The organism is Poritiphilus flavus, assembly GCF_009901585.1.
Lineage (GTDB): Bacteria > Bacteroidota > Bacteroidia > Flavobacteriales > Flavobacteriaceae > Poritiphilus > Poritiphilus flavus.
In genome coordinates this window covers 308,551-323,187 of the sequence record NZ_WXYO01000003.1, presented here as the reverse complement: position 1 = coordinate 323,187, position 14,637 = coordinate 308,551, and the positions used below count along the sequence as shown (strand labels likewise).

The window sequence follows — 14,637 nt, the reverse complement described above, 5'->3', positions numbered from 1 at the left end:
GCTATCTGTTTTCCTCAGCTAAAAATCAGACATCAGAATAGAACGGGTTAGCATACAAAAAACGAAGCTTGACAACTTATCTTTTTTTTAGTAGAAAGATTGACGCATTTTAGAAGTCCCAAATCTTACCAAACTTAACCTACTTAATGCCAAAGCCCCGACTAATGTCAGGGCTTTTTTTGTTTCCTACTTTAAACTTATTTACTCTTCGGGTTCCTCAAGCAGATCTATTACTTCGTAACCGTCATCAATGGCCTGATAAAGCACTTCGTTCAGTTCGTAGGTAGAGATCCCGTCAAAATTCATCTTTTCAGCATCCTCAGGTAATTCCTCCACCACAGCGCCAAGTGGCGCATCAACCACTTCGTACGCCCCTTTGTCTTCCTGGTAAAAAACGCCCTCGGAATACAAGTAAGGACTACCCTTAACGCTTATCCGAACCACATTGCCCGGCACGGTCGCTACCCTAAAGCCACGGGGAGGAAAAGCCCGGACATAAACGCCTTGCCTGGGTATAAAATACATACCGCCTACAGGGTAATAATTCACATTCCTATACCTGATCGCAACGGTATTGGCCGGTAAACGTCTGAGGGTTCTTCTTCGGATCCTTCTTTTTTTCCTTCGTATTTTTCTTTTGGTTCTGCGGTCTACTTTGACCACAGTTACACCCCTGCGCCTAACTACCTGGGCCTCTGCCTGCTCCGCAGGAAAAAGGATAAGTATAGCTGCAAGGGTCAACAGATATTTCCAAGGGCTCATAATAGGTTTTTTAGATTTACCTACTTAAGACCCCTGAAGTTGAAAAAGGTTTAATGGAATCCCGGAATTTGAAAGTGAAATTTATCTGCGTCCGGTTTTCTTCTGCTCTTCGGCCTGTTCCATCATCTCGCGCATACGTTTCTGGAAGCGGTTCTCTTTCTTGGGTTTCTTTTTATTCTCTTGTATCTGGGCGTGTATCTTGTCTTCGTCCAGAATAAATCGTTTTATGACCAGCATTATACCGATGGTAATCAGGTTGGAAACAAAGTAATACAAACTCAGACCACTGGCGTAATTGTTGAAAAAGATCAACATGATCAGTGGAGAAAGATACATGATGAATTTCATATTAGGCATCCCAGGCTGGGTTTGCATATTCTGCCCAGTGGTCATCATCATATAAAAGAAGATAGCAACAGACGCCAGTATAGGAAATAGACTCACGTGATCCCCGTAAAAAGGAATAGTAAATGGCAATTGTGCTATAGTATCGTAAGACGACAGGTCTTCGGCCCACAAGAATGACTTTTGCCTCAACTCGAAAGAGGTCGGGAAAAACATAAAAAGGGCGTAGAATATCGGTAATTGCAATAAGGCCGGGATACATCCGCTCATAGGGCTAACGCCGGCTTTATTGTAGAGCTTCATGGTTTCCTGCTGCCTTTTCATTGAGTTGTCCTTGTACTTTTCCGTGATCTCGGAGATCTCTGGTTTAAGTACCTTCATCTTAGCCTGGGACAGGTAAGACTTATAAGTTACCGGAGACATGGCCAGACGCACCAAGATCGTCATTACCACAATGGCCAGGCCATAAGGAAGCATAGAACTCAGGAAGCCGTAAAATGGTGTAAATATATAGCGGTTTATCCAGCCAAAGATCCCCCACCCATAGGGAATGGAGTCTGCCAGACCAAGGTCTTTATATTGGGAAAGCACTTTTATATCCGTTGGCCCATAATACCAGTGCATATTATAATTCAACTCACCGGCCTGTAATTCCAGGGGTGCAATAGTAAGATACTCTTTGGTAAACCGGGTTTCTTTGCTTTCCTCCTCAACAAGGTTCTTGGAGCTGAGTTCGGCGGTTTCAAAAGGTGTGTCGGTTGCCAAAATGGAGCTAAAGAAATGCTGTCGGTAAGACAACCATTTTACATCCTCTTCAGTCTCCTCGTCATCACTTCCCTCAGAGAGCTTGCTCACCTTGCCGTCTTCGTAATTATAGGTCAAACGCGTATAACGGTTTTCGTAAACCACACTTTTATTATGTCTTATTCCCCTAAGCTGCCATTGCAATTTAGGTGTCTGACTACTGTTAATGACCGCTGAAAGGCCCCGGCTACGAACCGTGAAATCCAACATATAGTCATCGGGTTTCATTTCATAGCGGTATTCCAAAAACTGGTTCTCGGATACCTTAGCCTTCATGGAAAGCACCTGATTCTCACCACTATTGGTCAGACTGGGTTCAAAGTAAAGGTTTTTGGTGTCCAGTACCCGGTTATCGGTTGTGGAGAAGTTTAGACCGAAGGCTGCATTACCGTCCTGTACCAGATAAACCGGAACAGAATCATTGGTAACAAAATTCTTCATTTTGGCGAGGACTATCTGTCCTCCCTTATTACTGACTTCCAGCAGTAGCACCTCATTTTCCAAAAGCGTGGTTCCATCAGCTGCCCTCGTAAATCCGAAGTCTCCCACTGATTTTTTGTAATCAGCTACGGCAGTTGAGTCTTCAGTGTTTATTGTAGTTTGATCAAGGATAGGCTGGGCAGGCTTAGACTCTTCCTCAGCAGCCTGTGCTTCTATTTTTTCCTGTTCCGCTTTTTGGGCTTCTAACTCTTCTGGTGTGGGCTGGTTTTGGTACATCCAGAATATGAGTATTCCAAAAATCAGGATGAAACCAATTATAGAGTTAATGTCCAGTTTCTTTTCTTCCATGTAGTTCTATTATGAGAACGGCCGCGTCCAATCCAGTCCTCCTTATTTTCTTTCAGGTCTGCAAATATATGCCCAAATGTGCAGTTTATGCCAAACTGGCATTAGTTTGTTGTTTTTTGTGCTGAAGTACTGCTTTTACGAAGCCAACGAAAAGCGGATGAGGGTTGGCCACGGTACTTTTGTATTCCGGGTGATACTGTACCCCGACGAACCAGGGATGCGATGGCAATTCTATGGTCTCCACCAGACCGGTTTCCTCATTGATCCCCGAGGACACCATTCCGGCATTTTCCAGTGCCTCCCTATAATCATTATTGTATTCGTACCGATGCCTGTGCCTTTCGGATATGGCCGTTTCGCCCCCGTATATTTGATGCACCAGGGTGTTTTCCCGGATCTTACAGTCCCAGGCCCCCAGACGCATAGTACCCCCCATATTGGTAATGGTCTTTTGCTCTTCCATGAGATCAATTACCGGATCAGGTGTTTGTTCGTCCATTTCGGTTGAATTTGCCTCCTTTAGGCCCAAAATATTCCTGGCGTATTCAATTACCGCCATTTGCATGCCAAGGCAGATACCCAAAAACGGTATTCCATTCTCCCTCGCATATTGTACGGCATTGATCTTACCTTCAATACCTCTTTCGCCAAATCCGGGTGCTACCAAAACCCCATCCAGGCCTTTCATTTTTTCTTCGAAGTTCTTCTCTGTAATGTGTTCTGAATGAATAGTCCTTACCTTAACCTTAACTTCGTTCGCGGCCCCGGCATGAATGAAGGATTCCAGGATGGACTTGTAGGAATCCTGTAATTCCACGTACTTACCGATCAGCCCTATGGTTACTTTGCTCTTAGGGTTTTTGTGTCTTTTAAGAAATTCATTCCACTGGGTAAGGTCCGGTTTATTGGAGTCCGGAAGCGCCAGCTTTTGCAGCACGACAGTATCCAGTCCCTCTTGCTGCATCATGATGGGCACATCGTAAATGGTGGCAACATCTATGGATTGGATTACGGCCTCCTTTTTAACATTGCAAAAGAGTGCCAGCTTTTGTTTGATCTCATCCGATATCTCATGCTCGGTCCGGCAAACCAACACATCCGCCTTGATCCCGCTTTCCATGAGCGTCTTAACAGAGTGCTGCGTTGGCTTTGTCTTTAGTTCCCCGGCAGCTGACAGGAAGGGCACCAGAGTAAGGTGAATGACAATGCCATTGCCATCCCCCAGTTCCCAGAGCAGTTGTCTTACCGCTTCAATATAGGGTAAGGACTCAATATCACCCACAGTACCGCCAATTTCAGTGATCACAATATCGTATTCACCGCTATTACCCAGGATCTGTATGCGTTCCTTTATCTCATTGGTGATATGGGGTACTACCTGTACGGTTTTACCCAAAAACTCTCCGCGCCTTTCTTTTTCAATCACACTTTGATAGATCCTCCCGGTAGTTACATTGTTAGCCTGGGAAGTCTTTACGTTAAGAAATCGCTCGTAATGTCCAAGATCCAGGTCGGTTTCAGCCCCATCATCCGTAACATAACATTCCCCGTGTTCATAAGGGTTCAAAGTTCCGGGATCTACATTGATATAGGGGTCTAATTTCTGGATGGTAGTCTTATATCCCCTTGCCTGCAGTAATTTGGCCAGGGAAGCCGCAATTATTCCTTTTCCCAGGGATGAAGTTACCCCTCCCGTAACGAAAATGTATTTGGTATCTGGCATGATAGGCATCTGTGTTACGGGATTCAAAGATACGAATTCCGACGGCAATTTATGAGGTATCCGAAGGAAATTCTTTTTGAAGTGTTCGGATCATAGGTTCCAGGCCGTTCGATTTAATATCCAGCATAGTTTGCAGGTATTCTCCCAGTTTTCCTGCAGGGTAACCACGCTGCTGAAACCATAGCAGATACGGTATAGGAAGATCTACCAGGTACCGTCCCTTGTATTTCCCAAAAGGCATTTTATAGTGTACCAGCTTCAAAAGCGCAACTTTGTCCGGCTTCATTTCCACACTTAAATCTAAATAAATTATCTTTAAAAGGCGGTAAAACATATCTCATGAAACGTAGAACATTTTTAGGCACCTCAGCGGCAGCTTCTCTGGGAGTAATCGCTACTGGAACGGCCCAGACTCCAACAAATGCAAATTCTGATGTAAAACTCAAAGGAAATATCAATCACAGTGCTTGCTACTGGTGCTATAACAGCATTCCCCTGGATACTTTTCTTCAAAATCTCAATGAGCTGGGCGTCAAAGCCATTGATCTGGTAGGTCCGGAAGATTTTCCCCTTTTAAAGAAACACGGGATACACGCGTCTATGTGCTGGGGAGCTGGCAAAGGAATTGTAGAGGGCTGGAACAATCCGGCGCTTCACGACGAACTGGTCGCGGATTACAAAGAAAAGATCCCGCTGATTGCAGAAGGAGGCTATACCAACCTGATCTGTTTTAGCGGTAACCGCAACGGAATGGACGATGATAAGGGCCTTGAGAATTGTGTTAAAGGTTTGGAACAGATCCTGCCACTGGCAGAAAAGCACGGCATTGTTATTCAGATGGAACTGCTAAACTCCAAAGTAGACCATAAAGACTATATGTGCGACCATGTGGATTGGGGTGTTGAACTTTGCAAACAATTAAAATCCGACAGTTTTAAGCTGTTATACGATATCTATCACATGCAGATCATGGAGGGCGATGTGATCCGTACCATCAGGGACTACCATGAATACATAGGGCACTACCACACCGGAGGAAATCCCGGAAGGCATGAGATTGACGAAACCCAGGAGCTATACTATCCGGCTATTATGAAGGCCATACTGGAAACAGGTTATCAAGGACATGTGGCCCAGGAATTCATCCCCAGTTGGGAGGATAAAATAGCAGCCTTAAAGCAAGGGGTAACTATTTGTGATGTTTGAAATTAGTTAGCGGCTTGCTAAAGTGGTGGTTTTAATATTCCGGTTGCAAAGCCTTTGCGATCTTCTTATTCCATTCGGCCTGCTTTTCGCGATTCCGGGAAAAGTTGGTCTCCCTGTCGTACATCTGCTGAAATGCCGCAAGTTCCCGGTTGATTCTGTAATAGATCTCCTTCACCTCGCTCTTGACGTTTTCCGTAAAGCTGGTCTCGTTCATTAGTCTGCGCATCTTTCGCGCGAACAACTCCGAAATGTCAAAATGCAATTGTTCGTGGCTTAAGATAACCTCATCGCAAATCTTGGGTTGATACCAGGACTTGTTGGGGTAGAAAAAGGTACTTACGGTATAATCTAATTCGTATTTTCCCTTGTTGGAAACAGACGAAAACTCGTAACTTATACCACTTGCAGTTGTTGCCGCGGCCCTTGGGGAGTCAGGAACTTCTCCTTTAAAATCATTCCAACTCAAGCGATGGTCAGGCGACCACAGAATGGTCTCATATTCTTGTCCATATAGGAAAGATCCAAGGCAAAGAAAAAGCGTCAGGGATATTTTAGTTACAGCACCCACTGGAATTCAATTTCTTTTTCGATATCCGGATGAATGCTCTGGATAACCGGGCAGGTATTGGCCGTATGCTCCAGTATGGTCTTGCTTTTGTCCGATATGCCGGAGGGCAATCGAAGCAGTATCTCTATGCCTGAGATCCTTCTGGGATCGGATGCCATGTGTTTTGTGATCTCAGCATGGGAGCCTGTAAGATCTACATCCAGCCCCCGGGCCTTAATGCCCATTACGGTTAGCATACAACTCGCCAGCGCTGTGGCTACGGTATCCGTAGGTGAAAAGGCCTGCCCCAGCCCATTGTTATCAAGCGGAGCATCAGTTATGAATTCGTTTCCCGAACGAACATGTGTACACTTTGTTCTAAGCTCACCGGTATATTCTACTTTAGAAGTCATTTGGATTGCTGTGGTTTTACTTCTTTGATGAACATGTCCTCATACATCATAATGTAGGATGCTGTATTGAAATAACCCGAGCTAAGATCCTTGGCGTAATTGAACTTATTGCCTGTATACTCTGTTACCCCTATAGTCTCAGAGGCCTGGAAAAGGTTCATTCTATAAGCCAGCTTCAGCAGCAGATCAAAGGTCAGATCAAAGCCCCTTACGGCGTAACGGTCTGGAGTGCTTCCAAACTTCCTGCGGTACCTGCGGACAAAGGCATCGCTGCCGACTTCCCGATAAACCGAAGGATAGGTGAATTTGAGGTTGGATAAGTGTGAACTGGAGATCACGTCATTATCAAAGGCCTTGTTCTTACTGGTGGTAAACATACGAACACTAATATCCTCAGTAATCGTAGAATTCAGAATAGAACTCACACTTGAAACCAGTTTAAAATTATCCGTTTCTACAAAGACCCAGTTTTCCTGATCTTCAGAAAGCTGTAGTTGAAATTGTTCCAGGTCAATAGAGATATTCTCTTCTTCTTCTTTGACTTCCACCAGTTTGGCCAGAGGGAACTTTTCCTTTATCTGAGCTGCAACATTCTGCCTTTTTTCATCGGCAATCACTATGATGTTTTGCTCAGTTACCTTAGTGCTAATATAGTTTAGCATCTTCTGCCTCAGTAGACTGTCCGCAGGGATGGAAAAGAATACATTGGCAAGACTGATCTCGCTCTGCGCCGCAAGAGGGGCGATCACGGGTACGTCATAATTGGCGGCCTGTACAGCAACTTCCTTTAGGGCGTTTGGTTGCAAAGGCCCAACAACCGCGTTGTAGTTGTTTATGTTTTCGCGAATAAGGATTTCCCGTGTTTTGTCCAGGCTCAATTGGGTATCAAAAGTCTTAATGTCTACAGAGATCCCAAGATCTGCAATGGAATCCAAGGCTATCATGGCTCCGGTATAAAGGCCAAGGCTGTATTTGATGTCATTTCTGCCGGAAATCGTCTTTTTTGCGTTTTCCCTGTCTTTAAAATCGACCTTATCCAGACGAAACGGCAATAAATAGATCAGCTTTAAATGATTATCTGTGTTAATGCTATCCAGAAGGTTGATCTTATCCAGAATAAGGGCATTCTTTACCTCAAGGTCTACCGCCCTTTCACTGGGTAGCTTCAGTACCATTCCGGCTTGTAAGCCGCGTGAGAGGTCTGGATTGAGCTCCAGTAGTTCATCGTATCTAACGGAAAGGTCCCGCGTCAGTGAAAAGATGGTTTGTTTTGGTTTTACCTCGTAGAAAATGTAGTTATCCGTATTAACTTCTTCGGTTTTCAACGTTTTTTTGGGAAGTCGGATCACCATGCCTTCCTTTAAACCTCCCTGTTCTACAATTTCCGGATTCAGTTTTACGATATCCGAAGAGGGTATACCGTATTCCCTGCCAAGGCTATACAAAGTCTTTTTGGGAGGTACTGTATAGGATTCATACAACTGTACAGTAAGTGAATCAACGGAAGTGCCGGCGATTTTAGGGAGCATGAGTTCCTGACCTACCGCAAGGTGATTGGTGGTCCTCGGCAGATCCGGATTCAGGTTGATCAGGCTATCTACCGTAATGCCATATTTATGGGCGATACTCCATCTGGTTTCCTTTGGGAGGACAGTATAGGTTTCAAAGTCTTCCAGGTTAATGGAATCCTCGGCAACTTCTACCACAGGGAATTCAGGTATCTTCAACCGCATACCCTTTTTTAGGGGGGAAGCGTAAAGATCCGTATTGTAACGCTTAATATCCTCTTCAGTGATATCGTATCGTTTCGCGATCCCAAAAAGGGTTTCCTTTCGTCGGACCCGGTGGTTCTTAAAACCGAGGGGCTGTCTTTGAACCAACTCCTCCGCTTCTTTTTCCGCTTCTTCCCGGGTATCGCTCGTCTTGATATCTGAAGCAGCGGCATCCAGCGGGATGATAAGTACGGTATTCGGCTTTAGGATATCTTCCTGCTTAAGGCCCTTATTGGCCTTTAAAATATTAAAAGGTGTTACCCGGTACTTCCTGGCAATACTGTAAATGGTTTCGCCTTCCTGTACCGCATGGGTCACAGTTTCCTGCGCAGCTAACTGCAAAGTGAACATCAAAAAAGCCGATAAGACTATAAAAAATCGCATGTGTTTTCGGTTTACCTTATTCCCATTCTATAGTGGCGGGAGGTTTTGAACTAATGTCATATACTACTCTATTAACGCCAGGAACCTTATTTATGATATCATTGGATGTTTTTTGTAAAAATTCATAAGGCAAATTGACCCAATCTGCCGTCATCCCATCGGTACTTTCCACGGCTCTCAGCGCTACACACTTTTCATAAGTGCGTTCATCTCCCATGACCCCTACACTATTTACGGGTAAAAGCATGGCTCCGGCCTGCCAGACCTTGTGATAAAGTCCCCATTCCCTTAGTCCATTGATAAAAATATGGTCCACTTCCTGGAGTATGGCTACCTTTTCCGCGGTAATATCCCCCAGGATCCGGATAGCCAGACCTGGTCCCGGAAAGGGATGTCTACCCAGTCGTTCATCCGCAATATGCATACTTGCACCTACACGCCTTACCTCATCCTTAAACAACATCTTTAGCGGTTCCACAACCTTTAATTTCATAAAATCCGGCAGGCCACCTACATTGTGGTGACTCTTAATCGTTGCCGAGGGCCCTCCGGTAGCTGAAACGGATTCAATGACATCCGGGTAGATGGTTCCCTGTGCCAGCCATTTCGCATCCTCAACCTGGTGGGCTTCATCGTCAAAAACTTCAATAAAGACCCTGCCGATGATCTTCCGTTTCTTCTCCGGATCACTTTCTCCCTCCAGGGCTTCCAAAAAGCGTGCCGAAGCATCTACACCCTTGACATTCAGGCCCATATGCTTATATTGATCCAGCACATCCTCAAATTCATTCTTCCGCAAAAGGCCGTTATTGACAAAAATGCAATGCAAATGGTCCCCAATAGCCTTGTGCAGCAGTACCGCGGCAACCGTAGAATCCACCCCGCCGGAAAGCCCGAGGATCACCTTGTCGTCTCCTATCTTTTCCTTCAATTCACTAACGGTAGTTTCAACAAAGGCATCTGGTGTCCAGGTCTGCTGTAATCCGGAAATATGTACGAGAAAGTTTTCCAGGATCTGTTTTCCCTGAGAGGTATGATAGACTTCCGGGTGAAATTGTATCCCAAAAGTTTGCTCTCCTTCAATCCTGAAAGCAGCGTTCGTCACATCTTCAGTACTTGCCATAAGTACAGCTCCTTCCGGTAATTCTTTAATGGTATCGCTATGACTCATCCATACCTGTGAGCCTGTAGAGACCTCGTAAAAGAAAGGTTCATCGTTTTTAATGGATCCCAGCCGGGCCCGGCCGTACTCCCTTGTGTTGGAAGGTGCTACATTCCCACCGTGAAAATGGGCGAGATACTGTGCCCCGTAGCAGATAGCCAGCAGCGGTTTTTTACCCTTTATCCCCGATAGGTCCGGATGTGGAGCATCGTCCGCTCGTACGGAATAAGGAGAACCCGAAAGGATAACGGCCTGGTATTCATCCAGGTCTTCAGGTAAATGATTATAAGGTTTGATTTCGCAGAAAATATTCAGCTCCCTAACCCGTCTTGCTATGAGTTGTGTGTACTGGGAACCAAAGTCAAGAATAAGGACGTTGTTTTGCATGGGCAAAAATAGTAAAATGGAAAATTTCAGAAAGCTTCTTTTATTTATATTTATACATACCATCAAAAAAGTTATCCAATGAAAAAAATAACCACCGCGCTTTTTACAATATTGACCGTTTCCGTTTTTGCCCAGGAAGGATGGACACTCTCCTCCGGAAAAGTAGAAAAGTACACTGGCATAGTAACCGCCAATGGACGGATCGGGATACTTCCTGAAGACAAACCATTTGCAACGCGTTCCGTAATCCTAAACAATGTTTACGATAAGGAGGCACCGCTCGGTGTAAGCAAAATTTTACTGGGAATGAATTTTGCCAATCTGGATATGACCATAGATGGTGAACTAATAACCGAAGAAAATATCAGCGATTTTCAGCAAACCCTGAACATGAAAACCGCAGGTTTTACCACTTCATTCAAGTTTAAGGACAAAGCAGAAATTACTTATACTGTTTATGCACTTAGAAACATTCAATACACTGGTTATATAGATGTTAAGGTGATTCCTACAAAATCCATTTCACTCAAAATGACCGGGAAGATAAGTACTCCTGAAGAGTATCAGGAACCGGTGAGCACATTCAGGGTATTAAGGGATCTTGAAACCACTATGCCTATACTTCAGACGGTAGCTAAAAGTCGTTTTGGAAGACATATCGTCGGAACCTCAGCGACCTTTATCTGGCATGCCATAAATTCAACAAGGGAACATCAGCGACCGGAATTGATACATGAAAAAGTTTCGGATTACGAGAATTACCTCTCCTTCGAAAAAGAGTTAAAGAAGGGTGAGGTATATGAATTTGCCTGGACAGGGGCCGAGTGTTCAACCCAGGATTTTGAAGACCCGCAATCGGAGTCGGAACGCTTTGTGATCTTCAATCTGCTCACTCCTCGTGATGCGTTGCTCAAACAACACAAAGAGCTTTGGGAAGATCTATGGCAGGGCGATATTGAAATTGAAGGTAATCTTGAAGACCAATTGGATATTCGCCTGGCCCTATACCACCTTTACGCTTTTTCACGTGGGGATTCCGATCTGAGCATCGCCCCTATGGGTCTTTCCAGCCAGAATTACAACGGACATATCTTTTGGGATACAGAGCTTTGGATGTTTCCTCCCCTGCTCCTTTTAAATCAGGATATCTCCAGATCCCTGGTCAACTACCGCTCTGACCGATTGGGCAAAGCCAGGGAGAAAGCCATCAATTTTGGTTATAAGGGAGCTATGTTTCCCTGGGAAAGTGACGATACCGGCGAAGAATCCACTCCTGCCTGGGCGCTTACCGGCACTTTTGAACACCATATTACCGCGGATGTGGCCATTGCCTTTTGGAATTACTACAGGGTTACGAAAAATATGGATTGGCTCAGGGAACGAGGATATCCGCTTATCAAAGCCGTCGCGGATTACTGGGTGAGCCGTGCCGTAAAAAATGACGACGGCAGTTACAGCATTAAAAACGTAGTGGGCGCCAACGAGTTTGCCCCTAATGTGGACGATAATGCCTTTACCAATGGATCTGCCATTACCGCGCTGCAGTTTGCCGTAAAAGCGGCTGAAACCGTTGGAGAAACCGCGGACCCTTCCTGGGCTGATGTGGCATCCAAAATCAAACTCTACAAATTCCCGGACGGAACAACCATGGAACACAGTACCTATGACGGCGATATCATCAAGCAGGCAGATGTTAACCTCTTATCCTATCCCCTGCATGTTATTGATGATGAGGAAACCATCAGAAAAGACCTGAAATACTATGAGCCAAAACTATCACCCGAAGGCCCGGCCATGGGCCAGTCAGTATTCGCGGTGCTCTACGCCCGATTAGGAGATGCCAAGGAGGCCTATCGTCTTTTCAAGCGTTCCTACGAACCTAACAAAAGACCTCCTTTTGGAGCTTTATCGGAGACGGCTACCGGTGAGTACCCTTATTTTGCAACCGGTGCGGGTGGGATGTTGCAGGTAGTGCTTTTTGGATTTGGAGGGCTGGATATTACCGATGATGGGATAGTTCAGAAGGATCCTATTCTGCCCAGAGAGTGGAAGTCACTGACTATTAAGGGCGTTGGGCCTGATAATAAGACCTATCGTATAGACTAGCAAAAAAAAGGATCAAGTGAGTACCTGCGCAGCAGGGGTTGGTTTTTGGGCTTGGATCCTTATTCTGATTTTGAATTAAAAGTCTTATTTTTAAAGGGCCTAAGTAACTTTTTACCTCGCTGACCAAGATTTCCGTGTTCCCTTGTATCAAGCGTGGTCCTCAAATTGTTTTTTAGGTCCAGGCTTGATTTGATTTGAAGGTGCAAAACATAAGACTCTTACTGGCCCTATTTTTCCTTTGCCCGGGAAGTTCACTTTTCTCGCAGTGGACGGAGCAGGTAGACAGCCTGGCCAGGGCAGCCGCTGAGATGCCTGACAGCAAGAAACGCGTTGCGGCCTACGGCACGCTTTTCGAAAAGCTCATGTTCACCGACTCAGACCAGGCCCTGAAATACGCACGCCTGGAAAACGAACTGGCCACCCGCCTGGATTTCAAAAAGGGCATTAGCGCCAGCATACTTCACATGGGTACCTATCACGAGAATGTAGGCCAGATGGATTCCGCCCGATATTATTATCAGCTTTCCAAACGAAAGTTTGAGGAGATGGGTAGTCTTAGAGGTAAATTGTTTATCAATCACGCCCTGGCAAGCCTGGAAAAAAAACTTGGAAACTACGACCAGGCGCTGAATTACTACGAGGAAAATATCGGTATTTACCAGCATCCGGATATTGAAAACTCGGATCTTGAAGGTTTCAATAAGATAGGCGCGGAATATCAGGGTAAGGCCGAAATTTACAAGGAAAAGGGAAACTACAGACTTGCCGTGGAACAGGCCCTGGAAGCACTGCGATTTTTTGAGGAGATAGGGCATACCAGGCGCATAGGAAATGCACTTCAGGAATTGGGGGTTATCGAGTACAGGAGAAAGCATTATAAAGAAGCTATCGACTACTCAAAACGGGCCTACGATATTTTTGCTGATCACGATTACCACGAATACAGGGGGCAGACAGCCATAGACCTGGGTACCGCTTATATGGCAATAGAAAATTATGATCTCGCTCTTGAGCAGTTTGAAGATGCATTGCAAATAGGAAGGGAACATAAATTCATCGATGTAGAAGCTGCTGCACTGGCCAAATTGGGTATTGCAAACCGCTACATCGGGAATTATCGCGCCTCGGAAAACTTTCTGAACCAGGCCCTTAAGCTACACGATGGTTCCGGCTTCAGGAAAGAAAAAGCGGAGGACCTCAATGAACTGGCCAGCTTAGCGCTGGAAATGGGGAATAGTCAGTCTGCAGTAACCCGAACTACCGAGGCCATAGCGTTGTCCGAGCAGCTTGGATCACTTCCGGAACTCAGTAATTCTTATCTAATAAGGTCTATTGCACGTGAGGCACAGGGAAATAAGGACCTTTCCCTAAGGGATTACAAACAGCACTCCCTCTTAAAAGATTCTATTTTCAATACTACCAAGTCTCAGCAAATTGAGGAGTTAAGGACCATATACGACACTGAAAAAAAGGAGCAGCAAATCGTACTACAGGAAAAAGAGATCGACCTGCTGGAGCAAAAGGCTGAAATAACCCGCCTGCAGCAGATACTCTTGGGGGGCGCCTTACTGCTATCATTACTAGGTTTCTACGGTATCCGTCAGAAGTTAAAGAGAAACAAGGCCGAAAAGGAAAAAGTGGATGCGGAACTGGCCTTCAAAAAGAAAGAGCTCACCACCCACGCTTTGCATTTGGCTCGGAAAAATGAAACCCTGGAAAGCCTGAAACAGAAGGCTAAAGAGCTCAAAGCCAATGAGAATTCCAACGGAGGTTATCAACAATTGATCCGCACGATTAATTTTGATCTGCAGGACGATAACAACTGGGAAAATTTTGCCCGCTACTTTGAAGAGGTACACAAGGATTTTAACAGTAATGTGAAATCTAAATTCCCTCAGGTTACTTCAAATGAGCTCCGCCTAATGGCTTTATTGAAGATGAATCTGTCTTCCAAACAAATCGCAAATATCCTTAATATCTCCCAGGAGGGCATTAAAAAAGCCCGTTACCGGCTGCGTAAAAAGCTGGATATCTCCTCCGAGGAATCCCTTCAGGATATGGTCTTATCCCTTTAGTTACGGGGCATCCGGAACCTGTCCCCTTTTTGTCCCTCTAAAAGTTTTGGGGTGTCCACCCTTTGTCCACCTTCGATTTTTTTTAGCCTGAAATCAGCAGCCTAGGTTTGTGATGTCTTTTGGCAATCATGCCTTTTAAGACAACCGTTTTGTGGTCTTGCT

At 45.1% G+C, this 14,637-nt stretch carries 11 protein-coding genes; 3 read left to right on the top strand and 8 right to left on the bottom strand.

The genetic code is table 11. The features are described from left to right. Positions 1-201: 201 nt before the first annotated feature. The 4 genes from GTQ38_RS08420 to GTQ38_RS08405 form a co-directional block, all read right to left on the bottom strand. Positions 202-762 (bottom strand): DUF6515 family protein, encoded by a 561-nt coding sequence (locus GTQ38_RS08420; protein WP_161435050.1) that lies wholly within the window; start codon positions 760-762, stop codon positions 202-204. Between the two features lie 81 nt (positions 763-843). Continuing rightward, positions 844-2,700 (bottom strand): membrane protein insertase YidC, encoded by a 1,857-nt coding sequence (gene yidC, locus GTQ38_RS08415; RefSeq protein ID WP_161435049.1) that lies wholly within the window; start codon positions 2,698-2,700, stop codon positions 844-846. Positions 2,701-2,785: 85 nt separating this feature from the next. Further along, a complete protein-coding gene (locus tag GTQ38_RS08410; protein ID WP_161435048.1) occupies positions 2,786-4,423 on the bottom strand; it encodes a CTP synthase in 1,638 nt (545 codons plus the stop codon). Positions 4,424-4,472: 49 nt separating this feature from the next. Then, complete coding sequence (locus GTQ38_RS08405) at positions 4,473-4,709, bottom strand: DUF3820 family protein (protein ID WP_161435047.1); 237 nt, start codon at positions 4,707-4,709, stop codon at positions 4,473-4,475. 53 nt (positions 4,710-4,762) lie between these two features. Between GTQ38_RS08405 and GTQ38_RS08400 the strand changes: the two genes are divergently transcribed. Then, positions 4,763-5,629, top strand: a complete 867-nt coding sequence (locus GTQ38_RS08400; protein WP_161435046.1) for a hydroxypyruvate isomerase family protein — start codon at positions 4,763-4,765, stop codon at positions 5,627-5,629. A gap of 31 nt (positions 5,630-5,660) precedes the next feature. Here GTQ38_RS08400 and GTQ38_RS08395 read toward each other — a convergent pair whose 3' ends face one another. Genes GTQ38_RS08395 through guaA form a run of 4 tightly spaced genes read right to left on the bottom strand, consistent with a single transcriptional unit; the run spans position 5,661 to position 10,294 of the window. Beyond that, positions 5,661-6,197 (bottom strand): DUF922 domain-containing protein, encoded by a 537-nt coding sequence (locus GTQ38_RS08395; RefSeq protein WP_317169057.1) that lies wholly within the window; start codon positions 6,195-6,197, stop codon positions 5,661-5,663. Then, a complete protein-coding gene (locus GTQ38_RS08390; RefSeq protein WP_161435045.1) occupies positions 6,185-6,589 on the bottom strand; it encodes an OsmC family protein in 405 nt (134 codons plus the stop codon). The genes GTQ38_RS08395 and GTQ38_RS08390 overlap by 13 nt, the downstream gene beginning before the upstream one ends. Further along, on the bottom strand, positions 6,586-8,745 hold the full coding sequence (locus GTQ38_RS08385; RefSeq protein WP_161435044.1) for a LysM peptidoglycan-binding domain-containing protein: 2,160 nt from the start codon (positions 8,743-8,745) through the stop codon (positions 6,586-6,588). The genes GTQ38_RS08390 and GTQ38_RS08385 overlap by 4 nt, the downstream gene beginning before the upstream one ends. A 16-nt stretch (positions 8,746-8,761) precedes the next feature. Further along, positions 8,762-10,294, bottom strand: coding sequence for a glutamine-hydrolyzing GMP synthase (gene guaA, locus GTQ38_RS08380; protein ID WP_161435043.1), 1,533 nt, complete (start codon positions 10,292-10,294; stop codon positions 8,762-8,764). A gap of 78 nt (positions 10,295-10,372) precedes the next feature. Here guaA and GTQ38_RS08375 point away from each other — a divergent pair, with 78 nt between their 5' ends. Together GTQ38_RS08375 and GTQ38_RS08370 are read left to right on the top strand one after the other, a co-directional pair. Further along, positions 10,373-12,400 (top strand): glycosyl hydrolase family 95 catalytic domain-containing protein, encoded by a 2,028-nt coding sequence (locus GTQ38_RS08375; protein WP_161435042.1) that lies wholly within the window; start codon positions 10,373-10,375, stop codon positions 12,398-12,400. A gap of 200 nt (positions 12,401-12,600) precedes the next feature. Then, the gene (locus GTQ38_RS08370) at positions 12,601-14,475 is read left to right on the top strand and encodes a tetratricopeptide repeat protein (RefSeq protein ID WP_161435041.1); all 1,875 of its coding nucleotides are present in this window, start codon (positions 12,601-12,603) and stop codon (positions 14,473-14,475) included. The last annotated feature ends 162 nt before the right edge of the window (positions 14,476-14,637 follow it).